The organism is Spirochaetota bacterium (assembly GCA_035477215.1).
In the GTDB taxonomy this organism is placed as follows: Bacteria; Spirochaetota; UBA4802; order UBA4802; family UBA5368; genus MVZN01.
Genome location: DATIKU010000053.1, coordinates 21,457 through 43,373 on the forward strand (window position 1 = coordinate 21,457; position 21,917 = coordinate 43,373).

The window sequence follows — 21,917 nt, forward strand, 5'->3', positions numbered from 1 at the left end:
GATGGAAAGATCCGGTTAAAACCATGACCATGGACGAAAAGAATAATAAAACTCAAACCGTCATCCCCAATCCCTGGGATTCTCTGAAACGCTTTACCGGCGCGCGCATAGCCCTGGGGCGCTGCGGCGCGTCATTGCCCACGGGAGAGCTCCTCCGCTTCCGCCTCGCGCACGCGCGCGCGAAGGACGCGGTGTACACGGCGCTCGACTACGAGCGGCTGAAGACCGACATGGAGCGTATCACCGGAACGGACGCGCTCCTCCTCGATAGCAGGGCACACGACCGCGCGGAGTACCTCAAGCGCCCCGATCTCGGGAGGCGGCTCTCGGAGGAATCGGCCGCCCTGCTCGCTTCCCGCGCGCCGGGCGCCGCTTATGATATCGCCCCCGTAATAAGCGAAGGGCTCTCCGCCATCGCGATCGAGAGGAACCTTCGGCCATTCCTGGAGCTCTTCTGCCCGGAGCTGCGCCGCGCCGGTCTCTCCGCCGCGCCGGCATGCCTGGTGCGCCAGGGGCGCGTGGCGGTCGCCGACGAGGTCGGCTCCCTCTTCGGCGCCCGCATCGCGGTCATCCTTATCGGCGAGCGGCCGGGCTTAAGCTCCCCCGACAGCATGGGAATTTATCTCACCTTCGGGCCACGGCCGGGCACCACCGACGAGCGGCGCAACTGCATTTCGAACGTGCGCCCGGAGGGCATGTCGTACGAGGCCGGCGTATCGAAGCTCATGTATCTCATCACGCAGTCGCTCCGCCTCGGGCTTTCGGGAATTGCGCTTAAGGACGAGCAGCCTATCGGGGGGGAGCTCCAGGGCGATTCGCACGCACTCGGCGGCGGGGAATAATTCCGATGGATCAATCAATCCGCCCGGCATGAACCGGGCGGCATCAGCTTGCAATCACGGCGACGAACGGAGGGGAGCGTGTGCCCGCCCGCCACTTCCGGGACTCGGATTACGGGCGATTCGCCGCAGGGGCAGGTACCAGCCTAAATCAACCGCGCCATCAATACGCCTTCAATGCCCATAATCCGTCCGAGCACCGTTTCGTCGGCGCCGTTGTCAACATCGATTATGTTATACGCATAATCTCCCTTGCTCTTGTTGAGCATGTCGGCGATATTAATTTTATGCTCTGCAAGCATAGGGGTGATCTGTCCGATCATGTTGGGAACATTGCGGTTGGCGACCACCAGCCGCTTTTTGCCGGAAAACGGAAGTACGCACTCGGGAAAATTTACCGAATTATGAATGTTCCCGCTTTCAAGAAAATCGACCAGCTGATTTACCGCCATTATGGCGCAGTTTTCCTCCGACTCGGGGGTCGAGGCCCCGAGATGGGGTACCGGAATCACGTTATCCATAATGACGATGTCATCGGTGGGAAAATCGGTCACGTAAAATGACACGGTGCCGTTCGAGAGGGCTTCCCTGAGATCGGCATGGCTGACCAGCTCCCCCCGGGCGAAATTGATCAGGCGCGCCCCCTTTTTCATCATCCCGAATTTCCCCGCGTTCATCATCTCGCGGGTGTCCTTATTCAGCGGAGTGTGCAGGGTTATATAGTCCGATTCCGATATCAGGCTGTCGAGGCTCGTCGATTTTTTTACCGACCTCGACATTCCCCATGCCGATTCCACCGATATGTACGGGTCATAACCCCATACGTCCATGCCCAGGGCGACCGCGTCGTTGGCCACCATGACCCCGATGGCCCCCAGCCCGATTACGCCGAGCCTTTTACCCCTGATCTCGGGCCCCACGTAAGCCGACTTGTGCTTTTCCACCAGCGCCTTTATGTCGGCACCGCTGCCGGCCTGGCTTTTAACCCAGGAGATTCCCGGATAAATACGGCGGGATGAAAGAAGTATGGCGAGCAGCACCAGTTCTTTGACGGCATTGGCATTGGCCCCGGGGGTGTTGAATACCACGATTCCTTTTGCCGAACACTTTTCAACCGGGATGTTGTTCACCCCGGCACCCGCACGGGCGATCGCCTTTAACGTCGCGGGAAACTCCATGGAGTGCATGTCCTGGCTGCGCACCAGAATCGCGTCCGGATTGATTATCTCCGAGGCGTACTCGTAGCGATCATGGTTTAGCAGATCAAGGCCCTTCGCTGATATTTTATTCAGAGTCTGTATTTTATACATAGGCCACTTTCCTGGTTTGTCTTTTTATTTGTTTTCAGTCTCAAACTTTTTCATGAAGCCGACGAGCTTTGTTACCCCTTCGGCCGGCATGGCGTTATAAATGCTCGCCCTCATTCCCCCGACGCTGCGGTGTCCCTTTAGCTCGACAAGACCGATCGCCCCGGCTTCCTTGATGAACTTTTTGTCAAGTTCATCGTTGCCCGTAACAAATGGAACGTTCATGAGCGACCTGTCCTTTTTAACCACGGTACCCTTGAACATTTTCGACTCATCGAGATAATCATAGAGCACCGCGGCCTTTTCCCTGTTCATTTTCTCAATGGCCGGGATACCGCCCTTTTCCTTTATCCGCTCAAACACCAGTTTCGCTATGTATATCCCGTATGTGGGAGGCGTGTTGTACAGGGACTTCTCGTCGGCATGGGTCTTGTAATTGAACATGGTCGGGGTTATTTCCATGGCGTTGCCGATCAGGTCTTTTCTGATTATTACGACGGTAACGCCGGCGGGTCCGATATTTTTCTGCGCTCCCGCAAAGATAATGCCGAACCTGCTTACATCGACCTTCTCCGAAAGTATGTTTGACGACATGTCGGCGACCAGCGGCACCGGGCCGGTATCGGGGAAGGAGGTGTACCTCGTGCCCTCTATCGTGTTGTTCGAACATATATAAAAGTAATCGGCATCCGCGCTGAATGATTTTTTATCGAGATCGGGAATGTAATTAAAGTTTTTATCCTCGGAAGAGGCGATAATGTTGACCGTACCGTACTTCTTCGCTTCGGCAATGGCCCTCTGGGTCCATGCGCCGGTATGTACCAGGTCGGCTTTTTTACTTTTTGCAAACAGATTTACGGGCACCATGGCGAACTGGCTCGAGGCCCCGCCCTGAAGAAAAAGGACCTCGTAGGTGTCGGGAATATTCATTATTTCCCTCAACGACGATTCAGCCCCCTTGATAATGGCGTCATAGTCAGGCGACCGGTGGCTCATCTCCATAACCGACATCCCGGACGCGCCATACTCCACCAGTTCGCCGGCGGCCTTTTTCAAAACCTCTTCCGGAAGGGCGGCGGGCCCCGCCGAGAAATTATACACTCTGGCCATATTGTACACTCCTTACCATAAATTGACAGTAGACCTGTCGCAAAACCTGGGGGCATCCCCCGGCCGCAGGCGGAGGGAAAAAGCCGCATTAACCAGTCATACAACAAATCAATTTCTGATTATATGCCTTCAAAACGAGGAAACCTCTGGTCCGGGGTTTCCTCGTTTCGTGGTATGCCGCAGACAATGCAAACTGTACTCGACAAAGTCTCTCCGACGCACCCGACACCCGTGGAATACCGGCACTCCCAACATATCCCTGGACCGTATAGAACGACCTTTCATCAACAAAAACTAATATCCATTCACCCCCGGTCATATAGTCAACTATTTTTACTCGGTGCGGGCAAAATACTGCCATCGTCATGCCGTTATTTCGGATATTTTCGATCCACACCACACTCTGGCGCCACGGTAATTTCGGGCTCGGATGAAACCGGGATACGACAGCCCTTTCCACAGAGGGCAAATCAGCCGGCCCAATGGAATTGACAAAAGGTATGCCGTGCCGTATGCCCGGCGGCCCCGTCCCGTGGATTTTATTCCTTAAAAAAACCCGACCGGATTTGGTCACTGAATTCCCAAGTATTATAACGGGATGATCATCGGTCCAATCCGGAAGACCGCGATATCGTCAGACAAGGTCGATCCAGTTTCCACCAGCACTCATCAGAAAAAACGATTCCGGCCTTCCGATCATAAAAATCCGTTCTCCGCGTACCACCGTCCCGCGTCGGCCACCATCTCCTCGATGGAGACGATTTTAAAGCCGAGTTCGCGCTCCGCCTTCGACGAGTCGTACTTCGGGAAGACGGACATGTAGCGCGCCTGTCCGGGATTGAGCTCCGGGGGCTTTCCGGTGAAATTCGCGATGAACTCCATTAGATATCCGTACGCTACGGTCATCCACGGGCTCATGGTGAAGCGCGGCGGGCGCGCCCCGACCGAGGCGGCGATGACCGCGAAGACGCGCCGGTAGGTTTCGTTCACCCCGCCGCAGATGTAACGCTCGCCGGGCCTGCCCTTCGTAAGGGCCATAACGTGCGCGCGGGCCACTTCGCGCACGTGCGCCCACGGCGCGCCGCCGGGAAGCACGGCGGGCACTTTGCCGTCGCGCAGGTCCATGAAGAGGCGCCCAAACTGCAGGGTGTGGTCGAAGGGGCCGATCATGCTACCGGGGTTTATCACCACGACCTTCAGTCCCTTCGCTACGTACGAGAGGGCCAGGCGCTCGCCCTCCCTCTTGGTATCGGCGTAATTATAGCCTGTCCCGCCGTAGTTATACGAGCCCCACTCCTCGTCGGCGAGTCCTTCCGGGTTGTATCCGAGCGAATCGACGGTGCTGGTGTGTACCACGCGCTTTACCCTCGCCGCGTGCGCCGCCTCCATGACGGCGCGCACTCCGTCCACATTGGTCATGCGCTGGCGCCCGAAACGCTTCTTCCAGAAGCTTGTGTCGCCCGCGGCGTGGATCACCGCGTCGACGCCCTTTACGGCGCGCGCGACGGCGTCCGCGTCGGCCACATCGCCGAAAGCCGGCTCGACACCCCTGCGCTCGATATATGATGTTTCGGAACCAGGGAGGGAGAAGGCCCGGACGGTGTGCTTTTTCTTTAAGCATTCATGCACGATGTTCGTGCCGAGGAAGCCTGACGCGCCGGTAACAAGGATTTTCATGAAAGCATGATAGCAGTCGGAGGATGGCATGTCAATCACAATGAACTGCCGGGGCGAACCGGGTGCGCTCTCAAATAATTTTATGATTGACTAATCGTTTTCAAACATAGACTACCCATTATAATAAAAAATAGTACACCTTAAAACTCAGGGTGGAAACCAATGGAAATTATCATCGCGCGGAATTATGAGGAAATGAGCAAGATTTCGGCGGACATTATAGCATCGCAAATCAGGAAAAAGCACGACTCCGTCCTCGGCCTCGCCACGGGGGACACTCCCCTGGGCACCTATAAGGAACTCGTGCGACTCCACAGGGAGGAAGGTCTGGATTTTTCCAAGATCAAGTCCTTCAACCTTGACGAATATCACGGGCTTGCCCCCCTGCATCCCAACAGCTACAACTTCTTCATGCAGGAGCATTTATTCAAACACATCAACACGATACCCGCCAATGAATACGTGCCGCAGGGCAATACCGAAGACCCGGAGGAATTTTGCGCCTGGTACGAGCGGAAGATACACGAGGCGGGAGGAATCGATCTTCAGGTGCTGGGAATCGGAAGAGACGGCCATATCGCCTTCAATGAGCCCGGCTCCTCCCTGGCAAGCCGTACAAGGGTGAAGGCGCTGGTGAGCAGTACCATCGAGGACAACTCGCGCTTTTTCAGCAGCATTGATGAAGTCCCCAGGTTCGCCATCACCATGGGGGTCGGGACAATACTGGACGCCCGCAAAATACTCCTTGTCGCCAACGGCCTCAAAAAGGCCGAAGTATGCGCCCAGTTTATTGAAGGCCCCGTCACCAGCCAGATAACCGCATCGGCCCTGCAGCTTCACTCCCACGTAACGGTTGTTCTCGACGAGGAGGCCGCCTCGAAGCTCCAGAGACGGGAATATTACAACTGGGTCAAGAATAACAAGCAGCTCATCCATAAAAAAATCGGCCGGTAAGGCGTATCCATGAATGCAATCATTAAGACGCTTGATAACGTTATTGCGCGTTCACCGTTCATCGCTTCCATTCTCGCAATACAAAATGGCGACGGTTCTTCTTTCCGCATGCTTACGGACAATGAAATCACGCAACTTCAAAACCAGGGGAACCGCTCCCGCGAATGGGAACTGGTCCGCGTTTGTGAAGGATTCACTCCGGAGTCAATATTCGATTCGACCTTTGCCGGCGAATGCCTTATCGGACGTTTCGATAAAATCGATCTGAACATTCGCGCTTCGATTACCCACCGCGCCGGCATTTACAACAGCATGGTAATTGGATCGACAATCAGCGACAACTGCCTCATCCGTGACGTCGGAATCATCGCGAACTACCATATCGGGAACAACGCGGTCATATTCCAGGTCAAAGAGCTGTCGGCTTCGGGAAAGCGGGGTTTCGGCAACGGGAGCACTATTACCATCGGGAATGAAACCGGGGGCAGGGAGATAGCATCCTATGCCGAGATGACCATCCCCGTCGCCGAAGCGGTGTTGAGAAACAGAAATAATCCCGAACTGCAGCGCAGTTATGCGAACTTTATCGAGTCATACATGTCGCGCTGCACGCTTCTCCACGGCGTGGTGGGGGCAAATGCGAGGGTAGCCTCCACTTCCATAATCAAGGACTCGTACATAGGAGGCGACGTCAACATTGACGGAGCGACGTTGGTGGAGAACTGCACCGTCCTTGGCTCTCCCGGAGAAGAAACCACCATCAGCCATGGTTCCATCGTCAGAAATTCCTGCGTGCAGTGGGGTTGTAAAGTCACCTCGATGGCCATCGTCGAAAACTCCATCCTGACCGAACACTCGCACGTCGAAAGACACGGGAAGGCGACCAACAGCATAATAGGCCCCAATTCGGGCATAGCCGAGGGCGAAGTAACCTCCTCCCTCATCGGCCCCTTCGTCGGATTCCATCATCAGTCGATGCTTATCGCCGCGCTGTGGCCCGAGGGGAAAGGCAATATCGGATACGGCGCAAACATCGGTTCCAACCACACATCCAGGGCTCCGGACCAGGAGATCTGGTGCGGAGAAGGACTTTTTTTCGGCCTCGGGGTCAATGTTAAATTCCCCGCGAATTACGTCAATTCGCCCTACTCGGTAATCGCCACCGCGGTCGTTACCCTTCCCCAGAAGGTGGAGTTTCCCTTTTCATTAATAGCAAAACCGGAGAGCCGCCCGGCAGGGATTCCAGAACCCTATAACGAGCTATTCCCCGGATGGGTCCTCGCACACAACCTTTACGCCATTCTCAGAAATGAGGGCAAATTCAAAAAAAGGAATAAGGCCCGACGGACGGAATTTAATTTCAAAGTGTTTCGCCCGGATACGGTCAAAAAAATGATCTCGGCCAGGGAGTCCCTCGCGGGTATTGCCGAAATTAAAGAAACCTATACCTCTGATGATATTGCCGGTGCGGGGAAAAACTTCATGACCGAGAAAAGCAGGAGGGAAGGTATTCATACATACTCATTTTTCATCCAGTATTATGCCCTGCTGGCCCTCATGGAGAAGCTGTCGAAGGACCTTGCCCTTAAAAAAGGCCCTGCCTCCGTATACGAACCCGATTCCGACAACACTGAATGGGAGTTCGTGCGCGACATTCTTACATCGGAACAATTCGACAGGGCAGGCCCCAGAGACAACATGTCCAGGCTGATCCAATTCCACCAAACCGTGTTGAAGAATACAATTCAGTCGAAAGAAAAGGACGACATAAGGGGAAGGCGCATCATCGACGATTATGATCACATAAACGTTAAGGCCGAAGATGACGGTTTTATCCGTGAAGCCGGGGAATCGATGAAGAGGAGCATCGGGGAAATAGAAAAGCTTATGGGAGAATCAAAGTGGTAGGATACGCATCTGTTCTTCGAGGCCCCTTCTTTACGGGAAAAAATCACTGGAAAAATTGAATTATCACTGCCGTTTTAATGCCAAAGAAAGCGAAACAATATCACAACAGGACAGGAAGGACGGGCGAAAAAAGCGCCATTGCCCGGCACGGCGCTCGTTCTCGCACTTCTTCCCTTTCCTGCGGGGAACCTCGAGGCAAAGGACCTCACCGATAATGTCCGAAAAGGGCCCGGACCTAAACTCATGAAGCTCTCCGACGGGATGACGCACAACGATGTCAGCGGCCCCCGGAAGGGCGGAGTCGTCGTTCTGGCACACGGCAACGCCGGGCCGTCCGGTTCGCCGCATGCTAACGAAGAATACTGCCCAGAATTCCCCGCACCAGCCGTGCGCCGGCCTTGCCGGCTATCTGCCTGCCGAGCGTGCTTCCGATACTTCGCGCCATGCCCTTTGTAAAGCTCTCGGCCACGGTCTGTCTGCCGCGTCCTTTGGCGGCGGCCGGTTTCTTCCCGACCCCGCCGGCTTCCCCGTCCTCTTCCGGCTCTTCTGTTTTGACGCGCTTCTCCGCCTTCTTTGCCAGAATCTCGTAGGCCGACTCGCGGTCGATATCCTTTTCGTATTTGCCTCTCAGCTTTGACGATTTCAGGAGGTCCTTGCGCTCTTCATCGGTGATGACCCCCAGGCGGCAGCCCGGCGGGCGCACAAACACACGCTCCACCATCCCGGGGACCCCCTTCGGATCGAGGAAGCTCGCCAGCGCCTCGCCCACGCCCAGCTCGGTGATGGCCTTGCCGGTATCGATATCGGGATTGGCCCGGAAGGTCTCCGCGGCCGACCTTACCGCCCTCTGATCCTTCGGCGTGAACGCGCGCAACGCGTGTTGCACGCGGTTGCCAAGCTGCCCCAGCACCTCCTCGGGTATGTCGAGCGGGCTCTGGGTGACGAAATATACGCCAACGCCCTTCGAGCGGATGAGCCGCACAACCTGCTCGATCTTCTTCACGAGCGCTTTTGGCGCGTCGTTGAACAGAAGGTGCGCCTCGTCGAAAAAGAAAACCAGCAATGGTTTGTCGGCGTCACCGCGCTCGGGGAGCTCCTCGAAGAGCTCCGACAGCAGCCACAGCAGGAAGGTCGAGTAAAGCACCGGGTGCAGCACCAGCTCCTCCGCGGATATGATGTTGATCACACCGCGCCCCTTGCCGTCATGCTTGATGAGATCGTTGATATCGAGGTCGGGCTCGCCGAAAAAAACCTCGCCGCCCTGCTGCTCGAGCGGCAGGAGCTTGCGTTGTATGGTCTGGACGGTCTGCTTGGATATCTGGCCGTATTCGGCCGAAATTGAATCCGCATTGTCCGCAAGGTGCTGAAGGGCCGCCTTGAGGTCTTTCATGTCGAGCAACAGCAGGCCCGCGTCGTCGGCCATCTCGAAGAGAAGGCTCATTGTCGTGCTCTGGGCCTCGGAGAGCTCGAGCAGGCGCGACCAGAGGTCGGGGCCCATGTCGCTCGCCGTGGCGCGCATGGGCAGGCCCTTTTTCCGGTACAGGTCCCACAACTCGACGGGGTTCGCACGGTAGGCGAAATCCACCATCCCCATCATCTTTACCCGCTCTTCGATTTTTTCATGCGTCTTTCCGGCCTGGCTGAGTCCGGCGATATCGCCCTTTATGTCGGCGACGAAAACGGGAACCCCTATTTCGGAAAAGACCTCGGCCATCATCTGCAGGGTGACCGTCTTCCCCGTCCCGGTCGCCCCGGTTATGAGCCCGTGGCGGTTCGCCATCGACGGCTCGAGAAATGCCTTTGCTTTGCCCTGCCCCATCAGGATTTTATTATCGCTCATCCTTTCCCTCCCGGTATTGCGACTGGTGACTCCATATCATGTATATCCTTCCCCCACTGGAACATCGAGCAGATCATAAATAAAATGATTTTGCAATCCAATTTATTTTACGTCCGCGTGGCAAACGGGCAACGATCCCGACGGACACGGGAGGCCCATGAGTTTCCCCGATATGAGGAGATCACCGGATTCTCGGCACGAGAGGTGATCGGGAAAACAACGCCGAAGCGGTAAGAATCGAGACCGACCTTGGTGAAATAACGGTCGGCGCGAAGACCGCGTCCACCCTTGGCATAATAATAAACGAGCCGATCACCAACGCGATGAAATACGCCGTGGGCGGCCGCGAGAACGCGCTTCTGCGATTTTCGACGACCGAAAGGAGCGGCGCGGTGCTCATCGAGTTCGAGGACAACGGACCCGGCATACCCGGATCGGTCACCCTTGAAAATTCGACCATATTTGGCATGCAGCTCGTTGGCATGCCGGCGGAACGGCATGGCGGCACGATCCGTATTGAACGGCAGGGCGGAATACGGTATATAATCGAATTCAGGGAATAAACTTATTGTTCATCAAGTCACTCCATCTAAAATATCTTGACAACACCCCGCCGCAGCCCTACACTCGTGCAGGTTCAACACGGTACGGCGGGCTCCTTAACCAGGCCCCGCTCCAATCGTCCGTTTCGAGGTAAGACATGAATTACAGGCTGGTGCGTCAGTTCTCCATCAACGCAAGCGACAACTTCTTCAATTTTTTTTATAAGATCGTCGATTTCTTCAAAATGTTGATCGAGCTCTGGTGGGCTTTTTACGACATATGGCAGGCGTTCTTCCTGATATTCTTCAATATTTTCATGTACGTCTATTATCTGATAATATTCATAATCGACAAGCTCACCGAATCCGAGGCCACTCTTTTCTTCTGGCGGAAGCTTCCCACAAGCGTACCCTACCAGCCCGGCAGGGTCTACATTAAAGACCTGCACAACCCCATTCCCGCAGCGTACGGGCGGCAGACCGCGGTGGCCGTATCACAGGGCGTGGCGAGTGCCGTTTCCGCGGCGAAACAATCAATCGCAGCGCCGCTCACCAGCGTTCGCAAACATGCGGCCGGTGCGCGCGGTTCCATATTTAAAAAGCTTCTGGAGATTATTTCAACCGTGCTCGGAGCGGTATGGATCGTAGTAAGCTTCCCGTTCAGGAAAATCGGCGCTGCGCTATCGGGAAAGATGAAACCGGTGCCGAGGGAAGAGCCGGCCGGATCGAAGAGCCTGATCGACGAATACCTCAAGGAGTACGAACAGCGCAGGAAGCCATAGGCTTTTCAATCAGCGCGAAATACAATATCACCACGTTGCCTTTATCGTTCCACGCCGTCTCGCAGAAGTGACGCATGAGCGACAGACCCCTGCCGCGATTCTTCAGTGTGCCGGTGGCCGGCGTGCACGCATCCGGCCTGAAACCCCCGCCCTCGTCGCCGATGGCTATGCGCAAACGTCCCGCCGCGTGCGATACGACAACGGTAACCTTCTTCGCCGGGTCCCATCCGTTACCGTGCTCCATGGCGTTGGTGACCGCCTCGTCGATAACGAGATGTAACTTTTGCCTGTCGATGACGGTCGAAAGCCCCGCCCCGGCCACGGCTCGCACGACCGCGCCCACCGCCCCACCCGTAGACTCCCTGAGGCCTGGAAACGAAATGGACAGTATCTCCCGTCCGCACGGGTATGTCATTCCTTCATTTTGCCTGTTCATGTCCTTTTCCGCCCTTCCGGCGTTTGGTCGCGGCCGGGAAGATGCTGAATAATCAGTATAGTGAGCAAATATAAATTATCAGATTAATTGTCGACGTTTAAATGATTTAAACCAAATGAGGGCCGGCGGCGCAGGACGAATGACCCGCTCCCGGCCTCGCAACCGGGAGCCTGGCATCGGAACGAAAAGACTCAGCGTCCGAGATATGAACGAACCCGTGCCACGATAGTGTCTTTCGTAAAACCGAAGCGCCCGGCGAGCACCCCGGCCGGTGCGGAAGCGCCGAAGTGCTCGAGGGTGACGTACAGCGCACCATCGCCCGCGTAGCGCTCCCATCCCATGGAAATCCCCGCCTCAACGACGACGCGCCGGGAAACCGACGCGGGTAAAACGCCCCGGCGATAGCTTTCCGGCTGTTTTTCAAACAGGTCCCACGAGGGGAACGAGACCACACGCGCACCTATACCGGCGGACTCCAGCTCTTTCGCCGCCTCAAGCGCGATATGCACCTCCGATCCGCTCGCAAGGAAGAGGATATCGAGCGCGCGCTTCGGGTCCCATAACACGTAGGCGCCGCGATGCAGGCCGAGCGCGCCGCCCGTACCGCGCTCGAGAACGGGAATGTCCTGCCGTGTAAGAAGAATGGCCGTGGGCCGCGAATCTCCCGAAAGCGCTGCGAGCCACGCCTCCCTGGTCTCCTCGGCATCGGCCGGTCGGATTACCGAGAGTCGCGGGATTGCGCGCGCAGCAGCGAGCTGCTCGACCGGCTGGTGGGTTGGGCCGTCCTCTCCCACAAAAAACGAATCGTGCGTAAATATATAGATTGAGCGCAGCCCCGCCAGCGCCGCAAGCCGTACCGGCGGCCGCATATAGTCCATGAAGACGAAGAAGGTGGCCGAATACGGAATAAACCCGCCGTAATAGGCGATACCGTTCTGGATTGCGCCCATCGCGTGCTCGCGGATGCCGAAATGGATATTGCGGCCGATTGCGCCCCTGCCGGTTTCGCCGAACCCTTTCACGAACGACTTGTTGCTGGGGGCGAGGTCCGCCGAACCGCCTGCCAGGTTGGGAAGCTCCCCAAACAGCGCCTCGAGCACTTTCCCGCCGGCGCTCCGCGTGGCGATGTTTTTACCGGCTTCGAAAACGGGAAGCGCACCGCGCAGGGCGTCCGCGTCCACGGCGCTGAAAAAAATCTCCCAACGTTTTTTCAGCGCCCCCGTCACGGTTTTCCCGAACATCGATTTCCATGTATCGTATTCGACCTCGATCTCCCCGCGTCTGCGGGCAAAGATTTCGTAAACCCTCTCATTGACACAGAAAGTGCCGTCGGGATCACAGCCAAGGTTCGCCTTGGCCTTCTTCACTTCGTCCTCGCCGAGCGGTGCGCCGTGCGATTCCTCGCTTCCCTCCCTTCCCGGGCTTCCCTTTGCGATGCGCGTCTTAGCGATTACAAGCGACGGACGGGCGGTATCACGGCGCGCGGCGGCGAGCGCCGCCTCAATCTCGTCACAGTCGTGCCCGTCCGCCGTTTGCACATGCCATCCGCACGCGGTGAACCGTGCGGCCACGTCTTCGGAAAAGGCCAGGTTTGTCGACCCTTCAATGGTTATCTCGTTGGAATCGTAAATGACGATAAGCCGGCCCAGGCCCCAGTGACCGGCAAGCGAGGCCGCCTCGTACGCAACACCCTCCATCAGGTCGCCGTCGCCGGCAAGAGCATAGATGAAATGATCGATGACCGGATTCACCCCGTTGAATTCGGCGCGAAGCAGCTCCTGCGCCAGCGCCATACCCACGGCATTCGCCACGCCCTGGCCCAGGGGGCCGGTGGTGGTCTCCACTCCCGGCGTGTGGCCGAATTCCGGATGCCCCGGCGTCCGGCTTCCCCACTGGCGAAAGCTTTTCAGGTCGTCGATAGAAAGATCATACCCGGACAGATGGAGCATGGAATACAAAAGCATCGAGCCGTGGCCGGCGGAGAGTACGAAGCGGTCGCGGTTCGGCCATGCCGGATCGGACGGACTATGCTTAAGCGCTTTCAGCCAGAGGACTGCGGCTATTTCGGCGCATCCCATCGGCATGCCGGGGTGCCCGGACTTCGCTTTCTGAACGCCGTCCATGGCAAGCGTACGGATGGTTGTAGCTACGAGCTGCATTTCGTCTTTCGCGATCTTCATCGGGAAACTCCTTTTGGGATAGTGGTGGCGCCATTCGACCGTTTAAAAACCGCATCGCGGCCGCGTGCCGTAAAGCAGAATTTTATTTTTTGCCTGTTTGCAACCGGTGCAAGCTGCGAATTGAACTATAACCGGTTTTTATGATTGCATTTTCGACCCGCCCGGGACAAGAAACCTCATGATTACGCCCGATGAGGCCCGATGTTAAACAAACTGAAACATTCGGTACGCGCCTATCTCTCGGTGCTGAACATGTCACAGACGGCGTCCCTCATCGCCAAGCGACTGGAAACCGATCCGCGCCATGATCGCGAGACACCGCTGTGGATTCATGCGGCGCTTTTTATCATCACCTGCGCCACGACCACGCTCGCCGGAGCGCAGGCGCGCCCGACGCTCATCGAAAGCATACTGAGCGGCCTTCCATTTTCCATCACCATCATGACCATCCTTACCGCGCACGAGATGGGACATTACCTGGCGGCCCGCCGCTTCGGCGTGAGGGCGACGCTTCCCTACTTCATCCCGTTCCCCACAATGATCGGCACCATGGGCGCGGTGATCAAGATAAAGTCGCCCATCCTCGAAAAGCGCGCCCTCCTGTATATCGGGGCCATGGGCCCGCTCGTAGGCTTCATACTGAGCCTGACTGCGGTCATCGCCGGACTCTTCGTGTCCTCGGTCGCACCGCTCCCCGAGGCGGGCAAGGGCGAGGTCATGATCTTCGGCGATTCGCTCCTGTTCAAGGCCCTTGCCCGGCTCATTCACGGCGAAATCCCGGCCGGATCCGACATATACCTTTCACCCTATGCGTGGGCCGGATGGATCGGCTTCCTCGTCACCAGCCTCAACCTCATGCCGCTGGGGCAGCTTGACGGCAGTCACATTCTCTACGCACTGATAGGGCGCAGGCAGCTCTATTTCGGCTGGGCTGTCTTCGCCGGGCTCATCGTCCTGGTTTTCATCTGGCCCGGCTGGATCGTATGGGTGCTCATGGTGCTCTTTTTCCTTATGATCGGACACCCGCCCCTGCCCGAAAGCGCGCCGCTCTCCCGGGGAGAGCGATTGATCGGATGGTGCTGCGTGGCGATCTTCTTCCTTACGTTTATACCGGTGCCCGTCGACATCATTTAATACACGCCATACAGGCCTTATTAAAGAATTGACAGACTCCCTCGATTGTGCCATCTCGAATGTCATGCCCGGCGGACATTGCGCGCGCCGGAGCGACCGAACCAACCAGGAGGAACCATGAAAACCGGATTGTTTACGTCGTTAACGTGCGTCTCACTCGCCGGACTGCTGCTTGTTGCAGGGGTTCTCAACGCCCAGCGCAAACCGGATGCCGCGGCCGATCAGATGCTCGCGGACATGATGAGCAACGAGCAGATGACCGCTCTTCAGGCTCTGGCGAAGGTGAGAGACGGCGAACTCAACAAGGACGGGGTCAGGTACGAAACGGCGAAAAACAACCTCATCGCACTCATAAAAAATCCGAAGAAGGATTACACCGTCCGCGCACTGGCCGCGGAAATAACCGCCTACCACCAGGTGAAAAAGGCGCTGCCGGTACTCAGGGCAAGCGTAAAAACCGAGACCAACCCGATGCTCAAATACGCGTTTCAGAACTCGATCGAGAGACTGGAAGGAAATATCTCCGGCGAGGTGTACAGCGAAAGGCCGGCCTATTCCGGAACGCCCCGGTATTACGGCACTCCGGGATACGCGGGAACTCCCGGCTATTATGGGACGCCCGGATACATGGGGACGCCCGGATACATGGCGACGCCGCGGTATTAAATCCCCCAGGCGGCGCGGGAATGCGCATACGGTACGTCACTCATGTCCGATCGACGCCCCGGATGCGTCCCCGGGCGGGGAGAGCAGAAAACACATAAGATAGTCCTCGAGCGTCCTCTTGGGGCCTTCAAGGCGGGCGCGGGAGCGGAAACGCGCGTTTATCTTCCTGTCCCGAAACGATCGGTAAAGCTGGCGCGGGTCGTCTCCCTTATAACGATGCAGGGGGCTTTTCGGCCCCTTGCGCGCCATCGCCTCCTCCCTGGTCACCGAGCCCATCCCTCTCTCATCCATCTCCCCTCGAAGCGCGAGTATCTCCTCGTGGTTCATGCCGAAAATGAATTCTTCGAGCGCGTGCACCTCGTCCTCGCCTGTTTCGTCGCTCTGTAAAAAGTCGAACCAGGCCGGCTCGATATACCCGGAAATGACGAAAAGTTCCGAAAACCCCAGCATGGTCCCGAAATTCGGAATTAGCTTTTCGCGCGCCCTCCAGGCCCCCCGCAGAATGGGCTCGAACTCCCTCACGCCCGAATCCAGCCGGTACTCCCAGGTCCGCGCGAGCAGATGAGCCGCTTTCGAGCGCAGGCGCTCCGGCGAAGCGGCATTTTCGATGATGGAGATATACACCTCCTCGGCCATTATCGTGAAAACGTTATGCGCTATAAGATGGAGCACCTTTTCCTCGAAGGGCGAAAGATCGGCGACGTCACGCACGATGTAACGGAGCATGTTCAAAAAATTGATCTTGGCGATCGAGTAGCTGCGGCCGAGCACGGCCTTGGTGGGGATATGGAGGATCATGTCGGGGATGTCGTCGCGACACAGTGTCTCGACAAGGCTCTCAACCGAGCGCGACGCGGCCCCCAGCCGGTGCGCGGCGAGTATCGATGGATAGAAGGAAATGGAACGCCCCAGCTGTTCGAGAGCCATACGGTTGTTGCTGACGGCCTCGATCTCGGCGGACATGCCGCGCGAAGCGAGACTCTCGGTTACCGCGGTGATAATGCCGAGTTCCTCTTCGCTGAAAAGGACAATGTCTTTCGATTCCAAGCGTTCCCTGTTCATATCCCGCGCCCGGGCGAACATACCGCCGCGTCCGCAAGCCTATCATGAAGGCGCGGCGCTTACAAGTAAAAATGCGCCGGAGGCCTCAGAGGGGAAGCCTCATGCGGAGGATTTCGCGCCCCTCGTAGCTGCCGGCGGGGACAAAGAAATCCCCGAGGGCCGCCGGGGCAAAGGCGAACACTTCGCCGGTCAGATAGAAGTGCCCGGGGCGCGCAAATTTTTGTCCGAGATTGAATATCGAGTTGAGCGAGTCCGCGACAAGCATACCCGTTTCACCCTTGAGGCGGTAGACGGTGTTCCCGATATGCAGCGCAATCCTGTACGAAACCATGGCATTGAAGCCCGACTCCTCGATGCTGAACACCTTCCGCCCGAGCATCATCTTGAAACAGGCAAGGACCGCATCGCAGCGCCTGCCGTCAAATGGGAAGAGCGCAATCGCCCCGTATTCGGTCCACATCCAGATCTTTCCCCCGGCCGGGGTTACGCTCCGCTCCACATGTCTTAAAAAGGGTTCGATCGGATTGCGGAGGTTCGCGTCGCCGAAGGTTTTCTTGGACTCTTTCAGATTGTCGAGTTCGATGAACATGAAGCAGAACGTGTATTCCTGGCCGGGCCGGATTTCCTTCCAGTCCCTTCCCGATGGCTTAAAGGTCGACCGCGCGCCCGCGTCCTCGGGTGCTTTTCCGGGCGCCTCGCCGCTTCTGAAGAGGGCCGCGCAGCGTATGCGTTTCTCCGTCAATCCTGCCTGCAGTATCTCCCTGCAGATATAGTCGCAGGCCCCCCCGTGGAAGAGCGCGCCTGCGTCCTTTATCGAGTTTTTCGGATCGACAACCACGTAGCGCAGACCGTTATTTCCAGAAAGCAGCCGGAGCGCCTTTTTAAGCGCGGCATCGTCCATCCCCGAAACATCCAGGTACACCAGCGAGTCCAAAGCGATGCATGCCAGCCCCTTTTTCAACTCCCCGGTCTTCATGAACGAAACACCAAATTTCCACTTTATGGAAAGCCCGCTGAAGGCCTTGATCACCGATTTGGTTTCTGAGAATACGATTATTTCCACTACTCCTCCCAGCGCAGTTGGTAACCGTGCAGGGTGCTCCTGTCGCCGGTCGGCAGCGGGTAGAGCATCTCCTGAAGCAGAGGGTCGAGCGCGAGATAGACCACATTGCTCACGGTAACGGTATTGGGCCCGGTGTGCTCCGCCTCTATTTCCAGGGTGCGGTTTATCGTATCGCTCACTATATCTTCGGTGTTATGCCTGAACTCGCACGGCCCTCCATGGACGGCAAGGCGAACGCTGAGCGGAATTTTCAGCCGGCACTCCAGGCGATTATATAGAAAAAGATCGTGAAGGATGTCGAAAGCGGACAGCGTGGCCGCGTTGAATTTTTTGGCGAAGTAGAAGGCCACCAGGCCACCGTCGCCCTCCCAGTTCCAGAGCCGTCCCTCGCGGTGCTCAATTGAGCGCTGCACGATGCCGCGCAGGTCTCCGTAGGTCGCCTTAATCGTCTCCTCGGGATTTTCCCGCACCAGCGCGGTGCTCCCCACGATATCCAGCGAGAGAAAGGAAAACACGTATTCCTCCCCCTCAACGAGCGTCCCCCAGTTCCGGGTTCTGCGAATGCGCGAATCCTCGACGAAGGTGTGAAACTCCCGGTCAAAGATGAAACCCGCACCGTGGATTTCGGCCATGATCTCGCGCATGTGGGGAATAACGTACCGCCGGCCCATGAGCCCCTCGGTATGCATAACCACCAGGTGGGCGGCGAATTGAAGAACGAGTCGGTTGTCTTGCATGTCGTTGACGATCTGGCGCGCCGCTTCGCGGTTGGGGACCGACATATTCACCGGGAAACCGGTTCTTTCGTAGAGATTGTAATAGGGGATTGAGCGCTGGGCGAGCATCACCATCATATCGACCGACATCGATTCGATCAGCGCCTGAACCAGGAGGTCACGCAAACGAACGTTTGTCCTCATGTTGCCTTGTTCACACAGAATTTACGCGGTTTCCGACAGACCGCGGAATCGTCCCTCAGAAAACCGCCGCAATTAAAACAGGCTTTTTCCGCAAATGCAACAAAAAACGGTACCGGCCGTTTTTTTTCCGATTTCGCGTTATTCCGTCTGAAATCGGAGGCTATTTCCTTGACATACAATATGTGCATAATAATTTAGAGTATATTCGCACACTCAACCCGAGAGGCATTTCATTATGGGATCGACGATCAAGACTCCGCCCGCGGTCAAGCAGCTCCGTTTCGTCACCGCCACCACGCTTTTCGACGGACACGACGCGTCCATTAACATCTTCAGGCGCCTGCTTCAGGGAGCGGGCGCGGAGGTGATCCACCTGGCGCACAGCCGATCGGCGGACGAGATCGTCCAGACCGCCATCCAGGAGGAGGCGCACGCAATCGCGGCCAGCTCCTACCAGGGCGGCCATGTGGAGTTTTTCAAATACATGCGCGACCTGCTGGTACAAAGCGGCGCCGGCCATGTGCGGATATTCGGCGGCGGCGGCGGGGTGATAACGCCCGAGGAAATCCGCGAACTCGAGGAATACGGCATCACGCGCATATATTCGCCCGAGGACGGGCAGAAGCTGGGGCTCGAAGGAATAATCGCGGACATGATGGAGCGCTCCGGCCGGGCGGAGATCCCGCCGCTTCCCGAAGACTGGCAGGCGCGCCTGAAAAAAAACGACAGTGTCGTCATCGCGCGTCTTATCTCGCTCGCGGAATCGGGTCTAAAGGAGGAGATTGCCGCCTCACTCCGCGCGCCCGGCAGGGGAAACGCGCCGGTTATCGGCGTAACCGGCACGGGAGGATCGGGCAAAAGCACGCTCGAGGATGAGTTCGTCCGACGCTTTCTCGCACTCTATCCCGAAAAGAACATCGCGCTGCTCGCGGTCGACCCTTCCAAAAAGAAGACCGGCGGGGCGCTCCTCGGCGACCGGATCAGGATGAACGCCCTGCAGTTCGACCGCGTATACATGCGCTCCATCGCCACCCGAAAATCGGAAGGAAGCCTGCCCTCCGGCCTCCATGACATGATAGCGGTGCTCCGCGCGGCGTCATTCGATCTTATCATCATCGAAACCCCGGGCATCGGGCAGGGCGACGCCGGGATATCATCCCACTCGGACTTTTCCATTTACGTAATGACCTCCGATTACGGGGCCCCCTCCCAGCTCGAAAAAATCGACATGCTCGATTACGCCGACATGATCGTCATCAATAAATTCGACCATCGCAACTCTCCCGACGCGCTGCGCGACGTCCGCAAGCAGTACCGGCGCACGCGAAACGATTTCTCCACGGCCGACGAGGCGCTTCCCGTATTCGGCACCATGGCCAGCAACTACTACGACCGGGGGCTCGACGTTTTCTTTGCCGCGGTAATCGATCGTCTGCTCGAGAAGGGCCTGGCGGACTGGCCGCCCGCTGTGAGCGCGCGGCATGCCGCCGGGGGAACCGCCCCCCAGGGAATAATTCCGGCGGAGCGGTTCAACTACCTCTCCGAGATATCCACTGCCGTACGGCGCTATCATGCACAGACCGACGAGACCGCCACCCTGATGAGGGAGATGGACGCCGCCGACACGCTTTGCTCCTCGGCCGATCCGCAGTTGCGCAAAACCGGCGAACGGCTTGCCGCCGAAACCGCAGGAAAGCTTGACCCCGAAATCGCTTCTATGCTGGCACAATGGGAGGAGACCCGACGGGCTTACGGGAAGGATGCCCTTTCCACCGAGATACGCGGCAGAGAGATAATCACTTCACTGAAGGTGACATCACTCTCCGGGCTCAATATCCCGCTTGTGGCGCTTCCACGCTACGACTCCCGCGCGGATCTCATAAAATGGCTGCGGCGCGAAAACCTCCCGGGCCATTTCCCCTTCACCTCCGGGGTGTTCCCTTTCAGACGCACCGACGAGGACCCCAAGCGCCAGTTCGCGGGGGAAGGCTCGCCCGGCCGCACCAACCGGCGGTTTCACTACCTCACGCGCAACGACACCGCCAAGCGCCTCAGCACGGCGTTTGACTCGGTGACGCTCTACGGCCAGGACCCCAGCACCGTGCCCGATGTCTTCGGTAAAATAGGCGAGAGCGGCGTGAGCATCTGCACCCTCGAGGACATGAAGGAGCTCTACGCGGGATTCGACCTTTGTGACGTCAACACCAGCGTTTCCATGACCATCAACGGGCCGGCGCCCATCATGCTCGCCTTTTTTTTCAATACGGCGATCGACCGCGCGGCGGAGCGTTTCGCCGCGGAGCACGGCCACGAGCCCTCGGTGGCGGAACTCGAAAGGATACAGCGCGAGGTGCTCAGGACGGTCCGGGGAACGGTACAGGCCGATATCCTCAAGGAAGACCAGGGCCAGAACAGCTGCATCTTCTCCACCAACTTCGCCCTCAGGATGATGGGCGACGTCCAGAGCTATTTCATCGACAATGCGGTGCGCAACTTTTACTCGGTATCGATCAGCGGCTACCATATCGCCGAGGCGGGAGCCGCCCCGGTCACCCAGCTCGCGTTTACGCTGGCCAACGCCTTCACCTACGTGGAGTACTACCTCTCGCGCGGGATGAAGATCGACGACTTCGCCCCCAACCTTTCCTTCTTCTTTTCAAGCGGCATGGAACCGGAGTACAACGTGCTGATCCGGGTCGCGCGCCGCATATGGGCCGTCGCAATGAAACAGCGCTACGGCGCGGGAGCGCAGAGCCAGCGGCTGAAATGTCACATACAGACCTCGGGGCGAAGTCTGCATGCGCAGGAGATGCAGTTCAACGACGTGCGCACGACCCTGCAGGCGCTCATGGCGCTCAACGACAACTGCAACAGCCTGCACACCAATTCCTACGACGAGGCCATCACCACCCCGACCGAGGAATCGGTACGCCGCGCGATGGCCATACAGCTGATCATAGGAAAGGAGTACGGCATATTCAAAAACCAGAACGGCCTGCAGGGAAGCTTTATCATAGAGCAACTGACCGACATGGTGGAGGAAGCAGTGCTCGAGGAGTTCGACAGGATAAGCCGCCGCGGCGGTGTGCTCGGCGCCATGGAAAGCTATTACCAGCGCGGCAGAATCCAGGAAGAGTCGCTCGCCTACGAACATAAAAAGCACTCGGGCGAATACCCGATCATCGGCGTGAACACCTTCAGGAATTCCGCCACGCTCGGCGAGGATTACGTGCGGCCCGAGATTCCGCTCACCCGCGCCTCCTTCGACGAAAAGATGTCGCGGATCGACGCGCTCAGGGACTTCCACCGCAGGCATGCCCAAAGCGCCCCCGCGGCACTTGCCCGGCTTAAAGAAGTGGCCGACACCGGCGCCAATATCTTCGCCGAGCTGATGAATACCGCCCGCGTGGCGAGCCTCGGACAGATCACGCAGGCGCTGTATGAATCGGGCGGGAAGTACCGCCGAACCATGTAACCGCCGCGGTATCAATCTGAAT

At 57.6% G+C, this 21,917-nt stretch carries 17 protein-coding genes; 8 read left to right on the top strand and 9 right to left on the bottom strand.

The window, feature by feature from the left end:
• Nucleotides 1-23 precede the first annotated feature (23 nt).
• Complete coding sequence (gene eutC / locus VLM75_12840) at nt 24-842, top strand: ethanolamine ammonia-lyase subunit EutC (protein ID HSV97802.1); 819 nt, start codon at nt 24-26, stop codon at nt 840-842.
• A gap of 143 nt (nt 843-985) precedes the next feature.
• Here eutC and VLM75_12845 read toward each other — a convergent pair whose 3' ends face one another.
• The 3 genes from VLM75_12845 to VLM75_12855 form a co-directional block, all read right to left on the bottom strand.
• A complete protein-coding gene (locus VLM75_12845) occupies nt 986-2,149 on the bottom strand; it encodes a phosphoglycerate dehydrogenase (protein HSV97803.1) in 1,164 nt (387 codons plus the stop codon).
• A gap of 24 nt (nt 2,150-2,173) precedes the next feature.
• Complete coding sequence (gene serC, locus VLM75_12850; GenBank protein HSV97804.1) at nt 2,174-3,256, bottom strand: 3-phosphoserine/phosphohydroxythreonine transaminase; 1,083 nt, start codon at nt 3,254-3,256, stop codon at nt 2,174-2,176.
• A 696-nt stretch (nt 3,257-3,952) separates the two neighbouring features.
• Nucleotides 3,953-4,963: an NAD-dependent epimerase/dehydratase family protein gene (locus VLM75_12855; protein HSV97805.1), complete on the bottom strand. Its 1,011-nt coding sequence runs from the start codon at nt 4,961-4,963 to the stop codon at nt 3,953-3,955.
• A 132-nt stretch (nt 4,964-5,095) separates the two neighbouring features.
• Here VLM75_12855 and nagB point away from each other — a divergent pair, with 132 nt between their 5' ends.
• Both nagB and VLM75_12865 read left to right on the top strand, forming a co-directional pair.
• Nucleotides 5,096-5,887, top strand: coding sequence for a glucosamine-6-phosphate deaminase (gene nagB, locus VLM75_12860; GenBank protein ID HSV97806.1), 792 nt, complete (start codon nt 5,096-5,098; stop codon nt 5,885-5,887).
• Between the two features lie 9 nt (nt 5,888-5,896).
• Nucleotides 5,897-7,795 (top strand): DUF4954 family protein, encoded by a 1,899-nt coding sequence (locus tag VLM75_12865; GenBank protein HSV97807.1) that lies wholly within the window; start codon nt 5,897-5,899, stop codon nt 7,793-7,795.
• A 349-nt stretch (nt 7,796-8,144) separates the two neighbouring features.
• Here the strand turns inward: VLM75_12865 and VLM75_12870 are convergent, their stop codons facing one another.
• Nucleotides 8,145-9,635: a helicase HerA-like domain-containing protein gene (locus tag VLM75_12870; protein HSV97808.1), complete on the bottom strand. Its 1,491-nt coding sequence runs from the start codon at nt 9,633-9,635 to the stop codon at nt 8,145-8,147.
• Nucleotides 9,636-9,931: 296 nt separating this feature from the next.
• On the opposite strand from VLM75_12870, the gene VLM75_12875 reads away from it, so the two are divergent.
• Nucleotides 9,932-10,198, top strand: a complete 267-nt coding sequence (locus VLM75_12875; GenBank protein HSV97809.1) for an ATP-binding protein — start codon at nt 9,932-9,934, stop codon at nt 10,196-10,198.
• A gap of 137 nt (nt 10,199-10,335) precedes the next feature.
• Nucleotides 10,336-10,959 carry a hypothetical protein gene (locus VLM75_12880; protein HSV97810.1) on the top strand — a complete coding sequence of 208 codons (624 nt, stop codon included), beginning with the start codon at nt 10,336-10,338 and terminating at the stop codon, nt 10,957-10,959.
• On the opposite strand, the gene VLM75_12885 is transcribed toward VLM75_12880, so the two are convergent.
• Nucleotides 10,928-11,395 carry an ATP-binding protein gene (locus tag VLM75_12885; GenBank protein HSV97811.1) on the bottom strand — a complete coding sequence of 156 codons (468 nt, stop codon included), beginning with the start codon at nt 11,393-11,395 and terminating at the stop codon, nt 10,928-10,930. The genes VLM75_12880 and VLM75_12885 overlap by 32 nt on opposite strands.
• Before the next feature lie 191 nt (nt 11,396-11,586).
• Nucleotides 11,587-13,575 carry a transketolase gene (tkt, locus tag VLM75_12890; GenBank protein HSV97812.1) on the bottom strand — a complete coding sequence of 663 codons (1,989 nt, stop codon included), beginning with the start codon at nt 13,573-13,575 and terminating at the stop codon, nt 11,587-11,589.
• A gap of 201 nt (nt 13,576-13,776) precedes the next feature.
• Here tkt and VLM75_12895 point away from each other — a divergent pair, with 201 nt between their 5' ends.
• The gene (locus VLM75_12895) at nt 13,777-14,709 is read left to right on the top strand and encodes a site-2 protease family protein (protein ID HSV97813.1); all 933 of its coding nucleotides are present in this window, start codon (nt 13,777-13,779) and stop codon (nt 14,707-14,709) included.
• Nucleotides 14,710-14,826: 117 nt separating this feature from the next.
• Complete coding sequence (locus VLM75_12900) at nt 14,827-15,375, top strand: HEAT repeat domain-containing protein (protein HSV97814.1); 549 nt, start codon at nt 14,827-14,829, stop codon at nt 15,373-15,375.
• Between the two features lie 36 nt (nt 15,376-15,411).
• Here VLM75_12900 and VLM75_12905 read toward each other — a convergent pair whose 3' ends face one another.
• The 3 genes from VLM75_12905 to VLM75_12915 form a co-directional block, all read right to left on the bottom strand.
• A complete protein-coding gene (locus VLM75_12905; GenBank protein HSV97815.1) occupies nt 15,412-16,437 on the bottom strand; it encodes a hypothetical protein in 1,026 nt (341 codons plus the stop codon).
• 85 nt (nt 16,438-16,522) lie between these two features.
• Nucleotides 16,523-17,500, bottom strand: a complete 978-nt coding sequence (locus VLM75_12910) for a hypothetical protein (protein HSV97816.1) — start codon at nt 17,498-17,500, stop codon at nt 16,523-16,525.
• Nucleotides 17,500-18,420: a hypothetical protein gene (locus VLM75_12915; GenBank protein ID HSV97817.1), complete on the bottom strand. Its 921-nt coding sequence runs from the start codon at nt 18,418-18,420 to the stop codon at nt 17,500-17,502. Before VLM75_12915 ends, VLM75_12910 begins: the two co-directional genes overlap by 1 nt.
• Nucleotides 18,421-18,655: 235 nt before the next feature.
• Between VLM75_12915 and icmF the strand changes: the two genes are divergently transcribed.
• Entirely contained in the window at nt 18,656-21,895 is a 3,240-nt protein-coding gene (gene icmF / locus VLM75_12920) for a fused isobutyryl-CoA mutase/GTPase IcmF (GenBank protein ID HSV97818.1), read from the top strand.
• The last annotated feature ends 22 nt before the right edge of the window (nt 21,896-21,917 follow it).

Bases quoted from the DNA above. Each gene is read 5' to 3' on its own strand.
- nagB (HSV97806.1), top strand. From the start codon at position 5,096: ATGGAAATTATCATCGCGCGGAATTATGAGGAAATGAGCAAGATTTCG.
- VLM75_12895 (HSV97813.1), top strand. From the start codon at position 13,777: ATGTTAAACAAACTGAAACATTCGGTACGCGCCTATCTCTCGGTGCTG.
- VLM75_12885 (HSV97811.1), bottom strand. From the start codon at position 11,395: ATGAACAGGCAAAATGAAGGAATGACATACCCGTGCGGACGGGAGATA.
- icmF (HSV97818.1), top strand. From the start codon at position 18,656: ATGGGATCGACGATCAAGACTCCGCCCGCGGTCAAGCAGCTCCGTTTC.
- VLM75_12870 (HSV97808.1), bottom strand. From the start codon at position 9,635: ATGAGCGATAATAAAATCCTGATGGGGCAGGGCAAAGCAAAGGCATTT.
- VLM75_12865 (HSV97807.1), top strand. From the start codon at position 5,897: ATGAATGCAATCATTAAGACGCTTGATAACGTTATTGCGCGTTCACCG.
- VLM75_12900 (HSV97814.1), top strand. From the start codon at position 14,827: ATGAAAACCGGATTGTTTACGTCGTTAACGTGCGTCTCACTCGCCGGA.
- VLM75_12855 (HSV97805.1), bottom strand. From the start codon at position 4,963: ATGCCATCCTCCGACTGCTATCATGCTTTCATGAAAATCCTTGTTACC.
- serC (HSV97804.1), bottom strand. From the start codon at position 3,256: ATGGCCAGAGTGTATAATTTCTCGGCGGGGCCCGCCGCCCTTCCGGAA.
- VLM75_12915 (HSV97817.1), bottom strand. From the start codon at position 18,420: ATGAGGACAAACGTTCGTTTGCGTGACCTCCTGGTTCAGGCGCTGATC.
- VLM75_12845 (HSV97803.1), bottom strand. From the start codon at position 2,149: ATGTATAAAATACAGACTCTGAATAAAATATCAGCGAAGGGCCTTGAT.
- VLM75_12905 (HSV97815.1), bottom strand. From the start codon at position 16,437: ATGAACAGGGAACGCTTGGAATCGAAAGACATTGTCCTTTTCAGCGAA.
- VLM75_12880 (HSV97810.1), top strand. From the start codon at position 10,336: ATGAATTACAGGCTGGTGCGTCAGTTCTCCATCAACGCAAGCGACAAC.
- tkt (HSV97812.1), bottom strand. From the start codon at position 13,575: ATGAAGATCGCGAAAGACGAAATGCAGCTCGTAGCTACAACCATCCGT.
- eutC (HSV97802.1), top strand. From the start codon at position 24: ATGACCATGGACGAAAAGAATAATAAAACTCAAACCGTCATCCCCAAT.